Below are 17,485 nucleotides of genomic sequence, written 5' to 3'. Positions count from 1 at the left end.
GGTGGTGGGTCCGGACGACTGCGCGAATGTAGGGGCTCCGGCGCCCGCGTCGGCCTGTCAGGCCTGACATCCGGTGTAACCCTTGAAACGAGGCGAATGGGCATGCCGATGGCTGGCGTGCGCGCGATAGGCGAGGATCGACCCGGCCGCGACCCCGATCCAGAGGACACGCCAGGAACCGGCGACCGCGAAGCCTTCCCAGGAGACGCCCACCATGTCGACCATGGACACGACCCCCACCGACCCCACTGCCTCCACCGTGGAGGCGCCGGCCGCCGGCTGGCGCACCCACGCGGTCACCAACCAGGTCGACGAACTGGTCGGCCACTCGCCGCTGGCGATCGACCCGGCGCTGCGCGAGGCGCTCGCGCGCGCCGGCGCCGACGCCTTCCTGCCCGGCCTGGCCGACTACGCGACCTGGCTGGGTCGTCCGGAGACCCAGGCCATCGCCGAGCGCATCAACCGGGTGACGCCGACGCTGGAGAGCTTCGACAAGCGCGGTCGCCGCATCGACCGCGTCGAGTTCGACGGCGGCTGGCATGCGCTGCTCGCGGCCTACCGGCAGGCGGACCTCGTCGCGATGCCGTTCCGGGACGAACGCCCTGGCCGCTGGGCCGCCTGGGCCGCCGGCTTCTACCTGCACGGGCAGATCGAGGCCGGCACCCTGTGCCCGGCGACGATGACCCAGGCCAGCATCCCGGTCCTGCGACGTGAGCCGGCGTTGTGGGCGGCGCTGCGCGATCAGCTCTTCAGCACCGCCTACGACGGCCGTGACGTGCCGATCGCGGACAAGCGCTCGATCTGGCTGGGCATGGGCATGACCGAGAAGCAGGGCGGCTCCGACGTGCGCGCCAACACGACCCGCGCCGAGCCGGTGGGTGCCGGCGGCCGCGGCGGCGAGTACCGGCTCACCGGGCACAAGTGGTTCTTCTCCGCGCCGATGTGCGACGCCCACCTGGTCGTGGCCAAGACGCCGGACGGCGCGCCGGGCTGCTTCTTCGTGCCGCGCTGGCGCCCGGACGGGAGCCGCAACGCGGTCCACGTCCAGCGCCTCAAGGAGAAGGTCGGCAACCGCAGCAACAGCAGCTCCGAGGTCGAGTTCCAGGACGCCCACGGTGTGCTGATCGGCGAGGAGGGGCGCGGCATCCCGACCATCATCGAGATGGCGACCCACACGCGGCTGAACTGCGTCGTCGGCAGTGCGGCGATGCTGCGCCAGGCGCTGGTGCAGGCCTTGCACTATGCGCGCCACCGCAGCGCCTTCGGCAAGCGCCTGGCGGCGCAGCCGCTGATGCGGGCGGTGCTGGTCGACCTGGCGCTGGAGAGCGAGGCGGCGATGCAACTGAGCCTGCGGCTGGCGCAGGCCTTCGAGCGCCAGGACGACCCGGGCGAGCGCACCTGGATGCGCCTGGTGACGCCGGCGGCGAAGTTCTGGGTCTGCAAGCGCGCCGTCGAGCTGACCGGCGAGGCGATGGAGGTGCTCGGCGGCAACGGCTACATCGACGACGGCGTCATGGGCCGGCTCTACCGCGAGGCGCCGGTCAACTCGATCTGGGAAGGCTCGGGCAACGTGATGTGCCTGGACGTGATGCGCGCCGTCGCCCGGGATCCGCAGGCCTTCCTCACGCTGCTGGACGCGCTCGAGGCCGATGTCGGCGAGGACCGCGCGCTGCGGGCCGAGGTCGCCGGCCTGCGGGCGATGCTCGCGACGCCGCCGGATCAGCTGGAAGCCCTGGGGCGCCGTTTCGCGTCCCGCCTCGTGCTGCTGGCGCAGGCCGCGCTGCTGCGCCGGCACGCGCCGGACTTCGTCGCCGACGCCTTCGTCGCGTCCCGCCTCGATCCGCAGTGGGGCGCCGTCGTCGGGGCCCTCGACACGCGCCGGACGGACATCGACGCGATCCTCCTGCGCGCCTTTCCCGCCTGAGCGCCGCGCAGCGCCCGTCCTCGTTGTCGTTGTCGTTGTCGTTGTCGTTGTCGTTGTCGTTGTCGTTGTCGTTGTCGTTCCCGCGTCGCGTCGATGCGGGCATCCCCTAAACTCGCGCGCTTTCGTTGCTCTCTCGGGCCTGTCGGCCCCGTCGCTGTTTTGGACAAGATCCTCCTCCAGATTGCCGCCGAGCTGAAGGTTCGCCCGGCCCAGGTCAACGCCGCCGTGGAGCTGCTCGACGGCGGGGCCACCGTCCCGTTCATCGCCCGCTATCGCAAGGAAGCGACGGACGGCCTCGACGACATCCAGCTGCGCGAGCTGGAAGCCCGGTTGAGCTACCTGCGCGAGCTCGAGGACCGCCGCGAGGCGGTGCTCAAGAGCATCGAGGAGCAGGGCAAGCTGACGCCGGAGTTGGCCGCCGCCATCGCCGCCGCGCCGACCAAGCAGGAGCTCGAGGACCTCTACCTCCCCTACAAGCAGAAGCGCCGCACCAAGGGCCTGATCGCCCGCGAGGCCGGCCTGGAGCCGCTCGCCGACAAGCTCTTCGCCGATCCGACGCTGGATCCGATGACCGAGGCGGCGGCCTTCCTCAATCCCGATGCCGGCTTTGCCGACGCCTTCGCGGTGCTCGACGGCGTGCGCGACCTGCTGTCCGAACGCTGGGCCGAGGACGCCGTGCTGATCGGCAAGCTGCGCGAATGGCTGTGGGAAGAGGGCCTGTTCAAGTCCAGGCTGATGGACGGCAAGGACGAGAACAACCCCGACATCTCGAAGTTCCGCGACTACTTCGACTACGCCGAGCCGATCCGCACCGTGCCCTCGCACCGGGCGCTGGCGGTCTTCCGTGGCCGCACGCAGGAGTTCCTCGACGCCAAGCTGGCGCTGGACGAAGAAGTGGTGCCGGGCCAGCCCTCGCTCGCCGAAGGCCGCATCGCGCGCCATCTCGGCTGGAGCCATGCGAAGCGCGCCGGCGACGAACTGATCCGCAAGACCGTCGCCTGGACCTGGAAGGTCAAGCTGTCGCTGAGCCTGGAGCGCGACCTGTTCGCCCGCCTGCGCGAGGAAGCCGAGAAGGTCGCCACCAAGGTCTTCGCCGAGAACCTGCGCGACCTGCTGCTGGCCGCCCCGGCCGGCAAGCGCGTCGTCATGGGCCTGGACCCGGGCATCCGCACCGGCGTCAAGGTGGCCGTCGTCAGCGACACGGGTCGGGTGCTGGACACCTCCACCGTCTACCCGCACGAGCCCAAGCGCGACTGGGAAGGCTCGATCCACACGCTGGGCCGCCTGTGCGCGACCCATGGCGTGAACCTGATCGCGATCGGCAACGGCACCGCCTCGCGCGAGACCGACAAGCTCGCCGCCGACCTGATCAAGCGGATCCAGTCGATGGCGCCCGGCACGGTGATCGAGAAGGTGGTGGTCAGCGAGGCCGGCGCCTCGGTGTACTCCGCCTCGGAATTCGCCTCGAAGGAACTGCCCGACCTGGACGTGTCTCTGCGCGGCGCGGTCTCGATCGCCCGTCGCCTGCAGGATCCGCTGGCGGAGCTGGTGAAGATCGATCCGAAGTCGATCGGCGTCGGCCAGTACCAGCACGACGTCAACCAGAGCGAACTGGCGCGCACGCTGGACGCGGTCGTCGAGGACTGCGTGAACTCGGTCGGCGTTGACCTCAACACCGCCTCGGCGCCGCTGCTGTCGCGCGTGTCCGGCCTGTCGGCCGGCGTGGCCGCCTCCATCGTCCGCTGGCGCGACGCCAACGGTGCCTTCCGCAACCGCCAGCAGCTGCTGGACGTCACCGGCCTGGGACCGAAGACCTTCGAGCAGGCGGCCGGCTTCCTGCGCATCCGGGACGGCGACAACCCGCTGGACGTCAGCGGCGTCCACCCCGAGACCTATCCGGTCATCGAGCGCATCCTGGCGCAGGTGCAGCGTCCGATCGCCGAGGTGATGGGCAAGTCCGACGTGATCCGTGCCCTCAAGCCGGAGGCCTTCGCCGACGAGCGCTTCGGCGCGATCACGGTCAAGGACATCCTGGGCGAGCTGGAGAAGCCGGGCCGCGATCCGCGCCCGGACTTCAAGGTCGCGCGCTTCAACGACGGCGTCGAGGACATCAAGGACCTGAAGGAGGGCATGGTGCTGGAGGGCACGGTGTCCAACGTCGCCCAGTTCGGCGCCTTCGTCGACCTCGGCGTCCACCAGGACGGGCTGGTCCACGTCAGCCAGCTGGCCAACAAGTTCGTCAACGACGCCCGCGAGGTCGTCAAGACCGGCGACATCGTCAAGGTGAAGGTGCTGGAGGTCGACCTGGCCCGCAAGCGGATCTCGCTGACGATGAAGCTGGACGCGCAGGCCCCGCGCGGCGGCGCCAAGCCGGACAACAGCTTCCGTCCGGCCGGCCGCAACGAGCGCCAGGGCGGCGGTCGGCCGCAGCAGGCGGCGCAGCCGCAGGGCGGCGCCATGGCCGCGGCGTTCGCCAAGCTCAAGCGCTGACCTCGGGGCGCTGTGCGCCCCGACCGTCCACGGCGTCGAATCGCGTTTGGTCCCACTTTTTTCGCGGCCGGTCGCACCTGAGGTGTCAGAACGGGCGGCGTGCAGCTACGCTGCGCGCCGTTTACCGTCAATGACAAAAGTCGACACATCGCCATCGTGTCGACACGAATCTCGGGAGCCCCCTTGAAGACCCACGCCATCGCCAGGGCCTGTGCCCTTGTCTGCCTGACCGTCGCCCTGCCCGCGGTGTCCGTCCGGGCCCAGGAAGCGCCCCCGGGCATGGGCAACGAGCCGGCCTCGGGCCGCCGCCTGGACCGCGTCGAGATCACCGGCCGCAACAACGATTCCGACCTGCGCCGTCGCGCGCCGGTCGCCAAGCAGGTCTACGGTCGGGAGGAGCTGGACCGGTACGGCGACACCAGCGTGGCCGACGTGCTCAAGCGGCTGCCCGGCGTCAACGTGGCCGACGGCGCGCCGCGCATGCGCGGGCTGGGCTCGGGCTACACGCTGATCCTGATCAACGGCGATCCGGCGCCGCCCGGCTTCAAGCTCGACCAGCTCGATCCGGCGCAGGTCGAGCGCATCGAGGTCACCAAGGGTCCCAGCGCCGACCAGAGCGCGCAGGCCGTGGCCGGCGCGATCAACATCATCCTGAAGGAGGCGCCGCGCGTGTCGCAGCGCGACCTGCGCCTGGGCGCCGGCTACAACATCAACCATCCGGTGCCGTCGGCCACCTTCACCTTCGGCGAGCGCTTCGGGCCGGTCTCGCTGTCGGTGCCGGTCTCCGCCTTCCAGTGGCTGCAGGAGATGCGGTCCTCCACCGAGCGCAACGGCACCGACCTGAACGACCAGCCGGTCGTCGCTTCCCAGCACGGCAAGATGCGCAACTGGGGCCATGCCTTCAACTCCGCGCCGCGCGCGACCTGGAAGATCAGCGACGACGAGAGCGTCTCGCTGCAGGGCTTCGCGCAGAAGGGCTGGTGGAACAACTCGGTGCGCCTGGAGCCGGACGGCCAGTACAAGACGCCGCGCCTGGACGACGACAGCGACAACCAGGGCGTCTGGCAGATGCTGCGCGCCAACCTGCAATGGAACAACCGCTTCAGCGAGACGCAGAAGTGGGAGCTCAAGGCCGGCGTGCAGGATGCGAAGAACCACATCGAGAACCACACGCTGAATCCGGTCACGCCGGTGGATGCGCTGGTCGACAGCCGCGACCGCAGCCTGACCCAGGCCGGCAAGTACAGCCAGATCCTGGGCGACGAGCACACGGTGACGCTGGGCTGGGACTTCGAGTTCCGCAAACGCGACGAGATCCGCGACACCACCGTCGCAGGCGGCGAGCAGCTGCCGGCGCTCAACGGCGAGAACTTCGGCGCGCGCATCCGCCGCCAGGCCTTCTTTATCCAGGACGAGTGGGAGATCAATCCGCAGTGGTCGACCTACTTCGGCCTGCGCCATGAGCGCATCGTCACCACCAGCCGCGGCGTCGCCACCGATGCGCGCAACAGCTCCAGCGTGCTGTCGCCGCTGTGGCACCTGACCTACAAGCTGGATCCGAAGGCGCGCGACATGATCCGCGCCAGCCTGACCCGCAGCTACAAGGCGCCGGAGCTGACGCAGATGCTGGGCCGCTACACGCTCAACAGCAAGTTCCCCGACCCGGCCCAGGCGAACGACGAGCTCAACCCCGACCGCGTCGGCAATCCCGGCCTCAAGCCGGAGCTCGCCACCGGACTGGACGTCGCCTACGAGAAATACCTGAGCGGCGGCAGCCTCTTCAGCGTCGGCCTGTTCCACCGCAACATCAGCCAGCTGATCCGCAACGTCGTCACGCTGGACCCGGCGAATGCGCTGGTGCCGGTGCCGCGCTACGTGATCCGTCCGACCAACTTCTCCAGCGCCACCACCAGCGGCATCGAGATGGAGCTCAAGGGCCGTGCCGGCGAGCTCTTCCCGTCGCTGTTCGAGCCCAGGCTGCCGCTGAACCTGCGCGGCTCGTTCAGCGTCTACCGCTCGCGGGTCAAGGCGGTCTCCGGACCGGACAACCGGCTGGACCAGCAGCAGCCCTGGACCGCCAACCTGGGCTTCGACTACCGCTTCAGCAGCGTGCCGGTCACCACCGGCGCCAACCTGAACTACACGCCGGTCTACACGGTGCGCCAGACCGACCGCCAGGAGGCCGAGTTCTCGCGCAACCGCGGCCTGGACGTCTTCGCCCAATGGATGGTCAGCCCCAAGACCTCGGTCCGCTTCTCGGCCAATAATCTCTTCCCGCTCGACGCGCGGGCCGAGACCACGCTGGCCAATGGCGACTACTACGCCACCGGCCGCAGTCTCAAGCCCTGGTTCCAGCTGAACCTGGAGATGAAGCTCTGAGCCTGAAGCGCAGGTGAGGAGCGACCGGCCGCGTCGGGCGTCTTTGCCCATGAAAGGACGAACCGCCCGATGCAGGCCTTGCAGATCCTCGCCGGACCCCGTGCGCGCCAACGGCTGCGCGACCATGGCCTGCGCGCCGCCGATGTGCGCGTCGTGCCCGGCGCGGCCGGCGGCCCGAAGGGGCTGATCCTCAGCGCGCTCGACGCGCACCTGTTCGGCGAGTTCCTGCCGTCCGGCGGCCAGGAGGTGCACCTGCTGGGCGCCTCGATCGGCGCCTGGCGCATGGCCACCGCCTGCCTGAGCCGCGACGCCGCCAGCACCCGCGCCGAGTTCGAGCGCCTGGCCCACGACTACGCCCACCAGGATTACGAGTCCGAGCCCGGCAAGCGCCCGAGCGCCGCGACGGTGACGCGGGCCTTCTCGCAGAAGCTGGCCGAGATCTTCGGCGGGCGCGAGGCCGAGGTGCTCGCCCATCCCCAGTTCCGGCTGCACGTGTTCACCTCGCGCGGGAAACATGTGCTCGGGCGGGAAGGGCGGCTGCGCACGCCGCTGGGCTACCTCGGCGCTTTCGCGGCCAATGCGATGTCGCGCCGCGCGATGGGCGCATGGCTGGAGCGGGTGGTGTTTTCCGACAGGCGCTCGCCGCTGCCGATGCCGCTCGCGGACTACCGCAGCCATCAGGTGGCGCTCGACGTTGGCAACCTGAAGTCCAGCCTGCTGGCGAGCTGCTCCATCCCGTTCTGGCTCCAGGCGGTGCACGACATCGAGGGCGCGCCGGCGGGTGCCTACTGGGATGGCGGCATCACCGATTACCACCTGCACTTGAATTACGCGGCGATGGTCGGCGATGGCATCGCGCTCTATCCGCATTTCCAGGCGAGCGTCATCCCGGGCTGGCTGGACAAGGCGCTCAAGCACCGGCACCGCACCAGCGCCTTCCTGGACAACGTCGTGCTGCTGACGCCCAACCCGGCGTGGGTCAAGACGCTGCCGGGCGGCAAGCTACCGGATCGCAACGACTTCCAGCGTTACCTGAACGACGTGCCGGGCCGCGCCCGCGACTGGCTGCGCGCGGTGCGCGAGGGCGAGCGTCTGCGCGACGAGTTCCGGGAAGCCTGCGCCCGTCCGACGCTCGACATCCAGGCGCTCTGAGCTACACTGCCGCCTTCATTTTCTTTTTCCAACAAGGACCGGGAAAGGCGAATCGGTTATGACACCGCGGACTACCACCTCCACTGCGAAGGTTTGAGCGGCCGCGGCTCGTCACGTCTTTTCCTCTGCTGTCCGGAAACAGTCAGCACCCCAGATCAAGCGCGGCAAGTGGCCGCGCTTTTTGTTTTCTGGAGTACCCGAACATGTCCCAAATTTCCATCCAACTGCCCGACGGTTCCAAGCGCGAGTTCCCGCAGCCGGTGACCGTCGCCGAAGTCGCGGCCTCGATCGGCACGGGCCTGGCCAAGGCCGCGCTGGCCGGCCGCATCGGCTCGGGCGAGAACGCCAGGCTCGTCGACACCAGCTTCCTGATCGACAAGGACACGCCGCTGGCGATCGTCACGGACAAGGATCCGGACGGGCTGGAGGTGATCCGCCATTCGACGGCCCACCTGCTGGCCTATGCGGTCAAGGAGCTGTTCCCCGACGCGCAGGTCACGATCGGCCCGGTCATCGAGCACGGCTTCTATTACGACTTCTCCTACAAGCGCCCGTTCACGCCCGAGGACCTGGCGGCGATCGAGGCCAAGATGGCGGAGCTCGCGAAGAAGGATGAAAAGGTCGTGCGCTCGGTGCTGCCGCGCGACGAGGCCGTCGCCTACTTCAAGGGCATCGGCGAGGCCTACAAGGCCGAGATCATCGCCAGCATTCCGGCGGGCGAGGACGTCTCGCTGTACGCCGAGGGCGGCTTCACCGACCTGTGCCGCGGCCCGCACGTGCCGTCCACGGGCAAGCTGAAGTTCTTCAAGCTGATGAAGGTGGCCGGCGCCTACTGGCGCGGCGACCACCGCAACGAGCAGCTGCAGCGCATCTACGGCACGGCCTGGGCGACGAAGGACGACCTGGCGAACTACCTCCGCATGCTGGAAGAGGCCGAGAAGCGCGACCACCGCAAGCTCGGCAAGGACCTGGAGCTGTTCCACATCGACGAGCACGCGCCCGGCGTGGTGTTCTGGCACCCGAAGGGCTGGACGATCTGGCAGGAGGTCGAGCAGTACATGCGCCGCGTGTACCGCGACAACGGCTACCAGGAGGTCAAGGGCCCGCAACTGCTGGACAAGACGCTGTGGGAGGCCACCGGCCACTGGGACAAGTACCGCGACAACATGTTCACGACGGAATCGGAGAAGCGCGACTACGCGCTCAAGCCGATGAACTGTCCCGGTCACATCCTGATCTTCAAGCACGGCATCAAGAGCTACCGCGACTTGCCGCTGCGCTTCGGCGAGTTCGGCCAGTGCCATCGCAACGAGCCCACCGGCGGCCTGCACGGCATCATGCGGGTGCGCGGCTTCACGCAGGACGACGGCCACATCTTCTGCACCGAAGACCAGATCCTGGCCGAGTGCGTGGCGTACACCGCACTGTTGCAGAAGGTCTACAAGGACTTCGGCTTCGACAACATCATCTACAAGGTCGCCACCCGTCCCGAGGCGCGGATCGGTTCCGACGAGGTATGGGACAAGGCCGAGTTCGCGCTGATGGAATCGCTGCGCGCCTCCGGCGTGGAGTTCATCATCGCCCCGGGCGACGGCGCCTTCTACGGTCCGAAGATCGAATACACGCTCAAGGACGCGATCGGCCGGCAGTGGCAGTGCGGCACGATGCAGGTGGACTTCTCGATGCCGGGGCGCCTGGGCGCCGAGTACGTCGGCGAGGACGGCGAGCGCAGGACGCCGGTCATGCTGCATCGCGCGATCGTCGGCAGCCTGGAGCGTTTCATCGGCATCCTGATCGAGCAGCATGCCGGCGCGCTGCCCGTCTGGCTGGCGCCGACGCAGGTCGTCGTGGCCAATATCACCGACGCCCAGGCGGACTACGTTTCCGACATTGTGAAATCGCTGCAAAAACAAGGGCTTAGGGTCCAGGCAGATTTGCGCAATGAAAAGATCACGTATAAAATCCGCGAGCATTCGCTGCAAAAAGTGCCGTTCATCCTCGTCGTCGGCGACAAGGAAAAGGCGAACGGTGCGGTTGCAGTGCGCGCCCGAGGCAACCAGGATCTGGGCGTGATGTCGCTGGAGGACTTCGTCTCGAAGCTCTCGACCGCCATCGCGGACAAGACCTGAGTCGGGCGCTTTTTGCGTTTATTGATCTCTTCGGACCCTTGCCAAGGCCCGTTTAAAGGTAACCACCATCGCTACTTTTGCTGACCGTCGCGCGATTCCGGAGCGCAAGCACCGCCTGAACCGCGAAATCACCGCTTCTGAAGTCCGTCTCAATGGCCCAGAGAACGAGCCGATCGGCATCGTCTCGATCCAGGAAGCGCTCCGGATGGCCGGTGACCTGGACGTCGATCTGGTCGAGATTGCTGCCACTGCGGTCCCGCCGGTCTGCCGGTTGATGGACTACGGCAAGTTCAAGTACCAGGAGCAGAAGCGCGCTGCGGAAGCCAAGTCCAAGCAGAAGGTCATCGAGGTCAAGGAAGTCAAGTTCCGTCCGGGCACGGACGAAGGCGACTACCAGATCAAGATGCGCAATCTGCGCCGCTTCATCGCGGAGGACGGCGACAAGGGCAAGGTCACGCTGCGCTACCGCGGCCGCGAGATCACCCACCAGGACATCGGCATGCGCATGCTGGAGCGCATCCGTGATGAACTGGCGGATGTGGCGGTCGTGGAGCACATGCCCAAGCTGGAAGGGCGCCAGATGATCATGGTGCTCGCGCCGAAGAAGCGCAGCTGATGCGCCGGGTCGACCTTCGGGTCGGCCCCTCACCCCGCAAGGGGTGCAAACAAAACCGGGCTGCGGCCCGGTTCTGTTTGCAAGGCGTTGTTCTTGCAAATCCAGCCTGTCGATCTGGTCGTCGACAGGTTCATTAGTCTCCTGCAGGCCAGGCAAGTACTCCGGAGACCCCGGAGTCGCCCGCAGGGACGTACATACAAGGAGCAGTCATGCCCAAGATGAAGACCAAGAGCAGCGCGAAAAAGCGTTTTCGCGTTCGTCCGGGTGGTACCGTCAAGCGCGGTCAGGCGTTCAAGCGCCACATCCTGACCAAGAAGACCACGAAGAACAAGCGCCACCTGCGTGGCTCTGCGACCGTGCATGAGACCAACATGGGCCACATCGCCGCGATGCTGCCCACCGCTGGTCTGTAATCCAGCAGTAGACAAGGAGATACAACATGCCTCGCGTCAAACGTGGTGTTACCGCACGTGCTCGTCACAAGAAGGTCCTGGCCCTGGCCAAGGGCTTCCGTGGTCGTCGCAAGAACGTCTTCCGCATCGCCAAGCAGGCGGTGATGAAGGCGGGCCAGTACGCCTACCGTGACCGCCGTGCCAAGAAGCGCGTGTTCCGCCAGCTGTGGATTGCCCGTATCAACGCGGCAAGCCGTGGCCTGGGTCTGAGCTACAGCAAGTTCGTGGCCGGCCTGAAGAAGGCCCAGATCGACATCGACCGCAAGGTCCTGGCCGATCTCGCTGTCAACGATCCTGCTGGTTTCGCCAGCATCTTCGCCAAGGTGAAGGCCGCTCTGGCTTAATTGCCAAGGTCCGCCTGCGGGTGCTCGCCCGCGGACGGACTGGCTGCTCCGGTGCTGCCGGAGCTGCCCTTTTCAAAGGCCGACACCCCGGTGTTCGGCCTTTTTTCATTCCGGCACGGTGGTGCGATGTTCGCCATTTCACCGTCGTGCCCTTCGATTTCCGCCAACGACGCCAGATGCCGCATCGGCGCCCCGCGATGAACGACCTCGATCAACTGCTGCAACAGGCCACCGGCGATTTCGCCGCCGCCAAGACTCCCGCTGACCTGGAGAATGCCAAGGCCCGCTTCCTGGGCAAGACCGGCCAGGTCACCGAGCTGATGAAGGGCATGGCCAGCCTGCCGGTCGAGGAGAAGAAGACCCGCGGCGCGCAGATCAACCAGCTCAAGCAGGGCATCGAGGCGGCGCTGACCGCGCGTCGCCAGGCGCTGGCCGACGCCGAGCTCGAGCAGCAGCTCAAGGCCGAGGCCCTGGACGTGACGCTGCCCGGCCGCCAGCGCGGCACCGGCGGCCTGCATCCGATCACGCGTGCGATGGAGCGCATCGAGGCGATCTTCGGCTCGATGGGTTTCGATGTCGCGGACGGCCCGGAGATCGAGAACGACTGGTTCAACTTCACCGCGCTGAACACGCCGGAGGATCATCCGGCGCGCTCGATGCACGACACCTTCTACATCGAAGGGGGTCATGTGTTGCGCACCCACACCAGCCCGATGCAGATCCGCTACGCGGTGCAGCACGTCAAGAAGCATCAGCACCTGATCGACGCCGGCCAGGCCATGCCGGAGATCCGCGTGATCGCACCGGGCCGCACCTACCGGGTCGACAGCGACGCGACGCACTCGCCGATGTTCCATCAGGTCGAGGGCCTGTGGGTCGGCGAGAACATCAGCTTCAAGGACCTCAAGTCCGTCTACGTGAACTTCATGCAGCAGTTCTTCGAGACGACGGACATGGAGATCCGCTTCCGCCCCAGCTACTTCCCGTTCACCGAGCCCAGCGCCGAGATCGACATGATGTTCGGCTCCGGTCCGCTCAAGGGCCGCTGGCTCGAAGTGTCGGGCTCCGGCCAGGTGCATCCGCAGGTGATCCGCAACATGGGCCTCGATCCCGAGCGCTACATCGGCTTCGCCTTCGGCTCGGGCATCGACCGCCTGGCCATGCTGCGCTACGGCGTCAATGACCTGCGCCTGTTCTTCGACGGCGACCTGCGCTTCCTGTCGCAGTTCAAGTAAGCCGCCCCGGTCGTCGCCTAGAGAGCAAGAGAGAAACACATGCAATTCCCTGAGAGCTGGCTGCGGGCCTTCTGCAATCCCGCGCTGAACACGCAAGAACTGGCTGAGCTGCTGACCATGTCCGGCCTGGAGGTGGAAGAGCTGCGCCCGGTGGCGCCGCCGTTCCACGGCATCGTCGTGGCCGAGATCGTCGAGGCCGTGCAGCACCCCGATGCCGATCGCCTGCGGGTGTGCAAGGTCAACGCCGGCGGCCCCGAGCTGCTGCAGATCGTCTGCGGCGCGCCCAATGCGCGCGTCGGCATCCGCGTGCCGCTCGCCACCATCGGTGCCGAACTGCCGCCGGGCGAGGACGGCAAGCCCTTCAAGATCGGCAAGGGCAAGCTGCGCGGCGTCGAGAGCTTCGGCATGCTGTGCTCGGCCCGCGAGCTGAAGCTGTCGGAGGATCATGGCGGCCTGCTGGAGCTGGCCGCCGATGCGCCGCTGGGTCAGAACATCCGCGAGCATCTGAATCTGGACGACACGCTGTTCACGCTGAAGCTGACGCCGAACCTGGCGCATGCGCTGAGCGTCTACGGCATCGCGCGCGAAGTGTCGGCCCTGACCGGCGCGCCGCTGATCGCGCCGGAGATCGTGCCCGCCGCGGTCGGCAATGACGCCAAGCTGCCGGTGCGCATCGAGGCCGCCGATCTGTGCGGCCGCTTCTCCGGACGCGTGATCCGCAACGTGGACACGACGGCCAGGACGCCGCAGTGGATGGTCGACCGCCTGGCCCGCTGCGGCCAGCGCTCGGTGTCTCCGCTGGTGGACATCTCCAACTATGTGATGTTCGAGCTGGGGCGTCCGTCCCACATCTTCGACCTCGACAAGATCCACGGCGAGCTGATCGTGCGCTGGGGCAAGCCGGGTGAGCAGCTCAAGCTGCTGAACGGCAACACCATCGAGGTCGACGAGACCGTCGGCGTGATCGCCGATCGCGAGCAGGTCGAGTCGCTGGCCGGCATCATGGGCGGCGACGCCACCGCCGTGTCCGACGACACCCGGAACATCTACGTCGAAGCGGCGTTCTGGTGGCCGAAGGCGGTGATGGGGCGCTCGCGCCGCTTCAACTTCTCGACCGACGCCGGCCACCGCTTCGAGCGTGGCGTCGATCCGGCCGGCACCGTCGAGCACATCGAGCGCATCACCCAGCTGATCCTGTCCATCTGCGGCGGCCCGGAAACGACGTGCGGCCCGATGGACGACCAGACCACGCAGTTGCCCGAGCGCAAGCCGGTCGCTTTGCGCGTCGAGCGCGCGGCCAAGGTGATCGGCATGCCGGTGACGCAGGCCGACTGCGAGGGCGTGTTCCAGCGCCTGGGCCTGGTCTTCACTTCCGCGCCGGGCGTGATCACGGTGACGCCGCCGTCGTTCCGCTTCGACCTGCAGATCGAGGAAGACCTGATCGAGGAGGTCATCCGCGTGCTGGGCTATCCGAAGCTGCCGTCGACGCCGCCGCTCGCGCCGGTCGTCGGCAAGGTGCGCACCGAATCGCGCCGCGCCACGCATGCGCTGCGTCATGCGATGGCGGGCCTGGGCTACTTCGAGACGATCAACTTCAGCTTCGTCGAGGCACGCTGGGAGCAGGAACTGGCCGGCAATGCCGACCCGATCCAGCTGCTGAATCCGATCGCCGCGCCGCTGGCGGTCATGCGCACGTCGCTGATGGGCTCGCTGGTGCAGGTGCTCCGCAACAACCTGGCGCGCAAGGCGCCGCGGGTGCGCGTGTTCGAGATCGGCCGCGTGTTCCTGCGCGACGCCTCGGTGCGGGAAAGCGACACCACGATCGCCGGCATCGCGCAGCCGATGCGCCTGTCCGGCCTGGCCTGGGGGCCGGCGGACCAGCAGCAGTGGGCGCAGAAGGATCGTGCCGTCGACTTCTTCGATGTGAAGGGCGACCTGGAGGCACTGTTCGCGCCGCGTGTGCTGGGCTTCGAGGCGACCGCCCATCCCGCCCTGCATCCGGGCCGCAGCGCCCGTGTGCTGCTGGATGGCGTCGAGATCGGCGTGATCGGCGAGCTGCATCCGAAGTGGCGCCAGGGCTACGAGCTGCCGTCGGCGCCGGTGCTGTTCGAGCTGTCGCTGGACGCGGTGCTGGCGCGCACGCTGCCGCAAGGCCAGGGCGTGCCGCGCCTGCAGGCGGTGCAACGCGATCTGGCGCTGATCGTCAATGAGCAGGTGACCTATGCCTCCCTCATGCGGGCGATCGAATCCAGCGGCGAAGCCCTGGTACGCTCGGCGCGTCTGTTCGACGTCTTCAAGCCGGCCCAGGCCACGGCCGAGTTGAAGGCGGGGGAACGCAGCATGGCCGTGCGCCTGGAGCTGCTCGATGACGAGAACACGCTGACCGACGAACGCATCGAGCAAGCGGTGGCGAAGGTGGTGGCGCAGCTGGGCGAACGCCTGGGCGCGCGACTGCGGGGCTGAGGTGAGGGGGAGGGGAGGATTCCAATGAGCGATGACGATCTGAAGGAGCAGGCGCGGGTGCTGCTCGGCAGCCTGGAGACGCCCACACTGACCAAGGCCGAGTTGGCGGAACTGCTGTTCGACAAGCTCGGCCTGAACAAGCGCGAGTCCAAGGACATGGTCGAGGCCTTCTTCGACATCATTCATCAGAGCCTCTCCAGCGGCCGCGAGGTGAAGCTGTCGGGCTTCGGCAACTTCAACATCCGGCGCAAGGCGCCCAGACCCGGCCGCAACCCGCGCACCGGCGAGGCGATCCCGATCAAGGCCCGCAACGTCGTGACGTTTCATGCGAGTCACAAATTGAAAGAAGCGGTCCAAGGCAACACGCCGACGGGCGGTGACTTCGAGTAGAGTCTGACCCTTCCCGCCGCCGCCGGAGCCGCTGATCCCCATGGACGTCCAGCTTCCCGCCATTCCCGCCAAGCGCTACTTCACCATCGGTGAGGTGAGCGAGCTGTGCGGCGTGAAGCCCTATGTCCTGCGTTACTGGGAACAGGAATTCACCCAGCTCAAGCCGATGAAGCGGCGGGGCAACCGGCGCTATTACCAGCACCATGAGGTGCTGCTCATCCGCCGCATCCGCGATCTGCTCTACGACCAGGGCTTCACGATCAGCGGCGCGCGCAACCAATTGACCGATGCCGGCAGCCATGCCGGCGCGAACGCGCAGGAGTTCCGCGCGGAAGCGCTCGCGTCGGCGCAGCTCGAGGCCTATCGCGATCATCGCGAAGCGTCGCGTGCGCTCGCCGCGGACTTCGCCGACGGCGCGGCGCACACCACGGTGTCGCTCGAGAAGCTGACGCTGGAACAGGTGCGCGATGAACTGTTGGCGATCAGAGAGAGTTTGCTTGCATGAGCCTCGGAATTGCGTATAGAATCTGAGGCTTCGTCGGGGTGTAGCGCAGCCTGGTAGCGCACTTGCATGGGGTGCAAGGGGTCGCGAGTTCGAATCCCGCCACCCCGACCATTAATAAGAAGAATCAGAAAGCCCGGTACCGCAAGGTGCCGGGCTTTTTGCTTTCCGGCGCCGCCTTCGGGCCTAGGCCCATCCAGGGCCGCAGCGCATTCACCCGCATCGCCACCAGCGCGGCGAGCAGGCATCCGAGCGCAGTGACCGCCACCAGCGTGAACGCTTCCAACGCCAGCGGCCAGTGCAGCGGCGCCAGCAGGTGACCGGCGATGACGGTCACCGTCTGGTGGACCAGGTAGAACGGGAACACCGCCAGCGTCAGCCAGCGCAGCATCGGCGAATCGCGGTCGGCCAGCCACTGCCGACCGAAGCCCATCACCGCCACGATCGGCAGCCATTGCTTGCCGGCGTTGAGCGCACGCAGGGCCATCAGCAGCGCATCGGGGAAATCGTCGCCATGGGCTTGGCGCCAGGCGCTTGTGGTCGCTTCCGAGAGCAACTGCACGACCACGTAGCCCAGCAGCGCCGCCCAGCGCCAGCGGCGTGCCGCTTCCCACGCACCGTGCCGGTCGTCGCGCGAGCCGAACAGCGCGAAGCCCAGCAGGAACATCACGCCGTAGACGCCGTGCTGGTAGACGTCGTGGAGCAGGTCGTGGGTGGTGGGGAAGCGCGTGAGCAGATGCTGGCGCAGCAGCGCGAAGACCAGCCACGGCACCCAGAGCAACCGGCCGCCGGCCACCAGCCGACCCCACGCCGGATGCGTGAACATCCGGCGCGCGTCGGGCAGCATCAGCCCCAGCAGCACCAGCACGGTGTAGGTCCAGAGATAGGGCAGGAACCACAGATGGTTCCAGGTGGGCAGCACCAGGCAATCGCTGCCGCGGCAGAAGCCGCGGTACGCCTGGAAATAGAGCTTCAGGAATTCCAGGTAGCTGCCGCCGTAGTGGGCCTTCTCGACGACCTCGAGGTAGGACTGCGGCGGCACGATCACGGCCATCCCGAACAGCAGCGGCAGCAGCAGGCGCTGGCTGCGCGTGGCGATCAACCGGCCAGGGCGGGCTGCACGTTCCGCCATCAAGGCGGTCGCCGCGCCCGAGATCACGAACAGCAGCGACATCCGCCAGGGGTTGAGCCACAGCATCCAGGCCTCGAGGGCCGGGATGAGCCGCGGCGACTTCACATGCCAGTCCCAGCTCACGTAGAACATGCCGGCGTGGTAGAGGATCAGCAGCGCGAAGGCGATCACGCGCAGCCAGTCCAGTTCGGTGAGGCGGGGCGTTCCGAGGGGCGAGCCGGTTCGGGGGAGGGCGGAGGGCGTGGCGTTCATGGCGGCCAGCATCGATGCCGGGCGC

At 67.6% G+C, this 17,485-nt stretch carries 15 protein-coding genes and 1 tRNA gene; 13 read left to right on the top strand and 3 right to left on the bottom strand.

Going from position 1 to position 17,485, the window contains the following annotated elements; all coding sequences use genetic code 11:
• Nucleotides 1-57: 57 nt before the first annotated feature.
• Nucleotides 58-225 (bottom strand): hypothetical protein, encoded by a 168-nt coding sequence (locus CS062_RS26135; RefSeq protein ID WP_158238709.1) that lies wholly within the window; start codon nt 223-225, stop codon nt 58-60.
• Between CS062_RS26135 and CS062_RS08085 the strand changes: the two genes are divergently transcribed.
• From CS062_RS08085 to rplT, 8 genes are all read left to right on the top strand, one after another.
• Complete coding sequence (locus CS062_RS08085) at nt 224-1,924, top strand: acyl-CoA dehydrogenase family protein (protein ID WP_099861138.1); 1,701 nt, start codon at nt 224-226, stop codon at nt 1,922-1,924. The two genes, CS062_RS26135 and CS062_RS08085, sit on opposite strands and share 2 nt — an antisense overlap.
• Nucleotides 1,925-2,083: 159 nt before the next feature.
• Complete coding sequence (locus CS062_RS08075; protein ID WP_233217972.1) at nt 2,084-4,414, top strand: Tex family protein; 2,331 nt, start codon at nt 2,084-2,086, stop codon at nt 4,412-4,414.
• Between the two features lie 183 nt (nt 4,415-4,597).
• On the top strand, nt 4,598-6,793 hold the full coding sequence (locus CS062_RS08070; protein WP_143742281.1) for a TonB-dependent receptor plug domain-containing protein: 2,196 nt from the start codon (nt 4,598-4,600) through the stop codon (nt 6,791-6,793).
• Nucleotides 6,794-6,862: 69 nt separating this feature from the next.
• The gene (locus CS062_RS08065; RefSeq protein WP_099861051.1) at nt 6,863-7,945 is read left to right on the top strand and encodes a patatin-like phospholipase family protein; all 1,083 of its coding nucleotides are present in this window, start codon (nt 6,863-6,865) and stop codon (nt 7,943-7,945) included.
• A gap of 203 nt (nt 7,946-8,148) precedes the next feature.
• A complete protein-coding gene (gene thrS / locus CS062_RS08060; protein ID WP_099861050.1) occupies nt 8,149-10,074 on the top strand; it encodes a threonine--tRNA ligase in 1,926 nt (641 codons plus the stop codon).
• Nucleotides 10,075-10,141: 67 nt separating this feature from the next.
• Nucleotides 10,142-10,690, top strand: a complete 549-nt coding sequence (infC, locus tag CS062_RS08055) for a translation initiation factor IF-3 (protein WP_217648428.1) — start codon at nt 10,142-10,144, stop codon at nt 10,688-10,690.
• A 209-nt stretch (nt 10,691-10,899) separates the two neighbouring features.
• Entirely contained in the window at nt 10,900-11,103 is a 204-nt protein-coding gene (rpmI, locus tag CS062_RS08050; RefSeq protein WP_099861048.1) for a 50S ribosomal protein L35, read from the top strand.
• 26 nt (nt 11,104-11,129) lie between these two features.
• Complete coding sequence (gene rplT, locus CS062_RS08045) at nt 11,130-11,486, top strand: 50S ribosomal protein L20 (RefSeq protein ID WP_058934277.1); 357 nt, start codon at nt 11,130-11,132, stop codon at nt 11,484-11,486.
• On the opposite strand, the gene CS062_RS25740 is transcribed toward rplT, so the two are convergent.
• Nucleotides 11,483-11,710, bottom strand: coding sequence for a hypothetical protein (locus CS062_RS25740; protein ID WP_143742280.1), 228 nt, complete (start codon nt 11,708-11,710; stop codon nt 11,483-11,485). The two genes, rplT and CS062_RS25740, sit on opposite strands and share 4 nt — an antisense overlap.
• On the opposite strand from CS062_RS25740, the gene pheS reads away from it, so the two are divergent.
• From pheS to CS062_RS08020, 5 genes are all read left to right on the top strand, one after another.
• The gene (gene pheS / locus CS062_RS08040) at nt 11,684-12,721 is read left to right on the top strand and encodes a phenylalanine--tRNA ligase subunit alpha (protein WP_099861136.1); all 1,038 of its coding nucleotides are present in this window, start codon (nt 11,684-11,686) and stop codon (nt 12,719-12,721) included. The two genes, CS062_RS25740 and pheS, sit on opposite strands and share 27 nt — an antisense overlap.
• Before the next feature lie 39 nt (nt 12,722-12,760).
• A complete protein-coding gene (gene pheT, locus CS062_RS08035) occupies nt 12,761-15,184 on the top strand; it encodes a phenylalanine--tRNA ligase subunit beta (protein WP_099861047.1) in 2,424 nt (807 codons plus the stop codon).
• A gap of 24 nt (nt 15,185-15,208) precedes the next feature.
• The gene (locus tag CS062_RS08030) at nt 15,209-15,574 is read left to right on the top strand and encodes an integration host factor subunit alpha (RefSeq protein WP_099861045.1); all 366 of its coding nucleotides are present in this window, start codon (nt 15,209-15,211) and stop codon (nt 15,572-15,574) included.
• 40 nt (nt 15,575-15,614) lie between these two features.
• A complete protein-coding gene (locus CS062_RS08025; RefSeq protein WP_099861044.1) occupies nt 15,615-16,079 on the top strand; it encodes a MerR family transcriptional regulator in 465 nt (154 codons plus the stop codon).
• A 34-nt stretch (nt 16,080-16,113) separates the two neighbouring features.
• Nucleotides 16,114-16,190: transfer RNA gene (locus tag CS062_RS08020), tRNA-Pro, on the top strand.
• 13 nt (nt 16,191-16,203) lie between these two features.
• Here the strand turns inward: CS062_RS08020 and CS062_RS08015 are convergent.
• The gene (locus CS062_RS08015) at nt 16,204-17,460 is read right to left on the bottom strand and encodes an acyltransferase family protein (protein WP_158238708.1); all 1,257 of its coding nucleotides are present in this window, start codon (nt 17,458-17,460) and stop codon (nt 16,204-16,206) included.
• Between the last annotated feature and the right edge of the window lie 25 nt (nt 17,461-17,485).

This window comes from Roseateles chitinivorans (assembly GCF_002761755.1).
GTDB lineage: Bacteria > Pseudomonadota > Gammaproteobacteria > Burkholderiales > Burkholderiaceae_C > Roseateles > Roseateles chitinivorans.
This window is presented reverse-complemented; position numbering and strand designations above follow the sequence as displayed.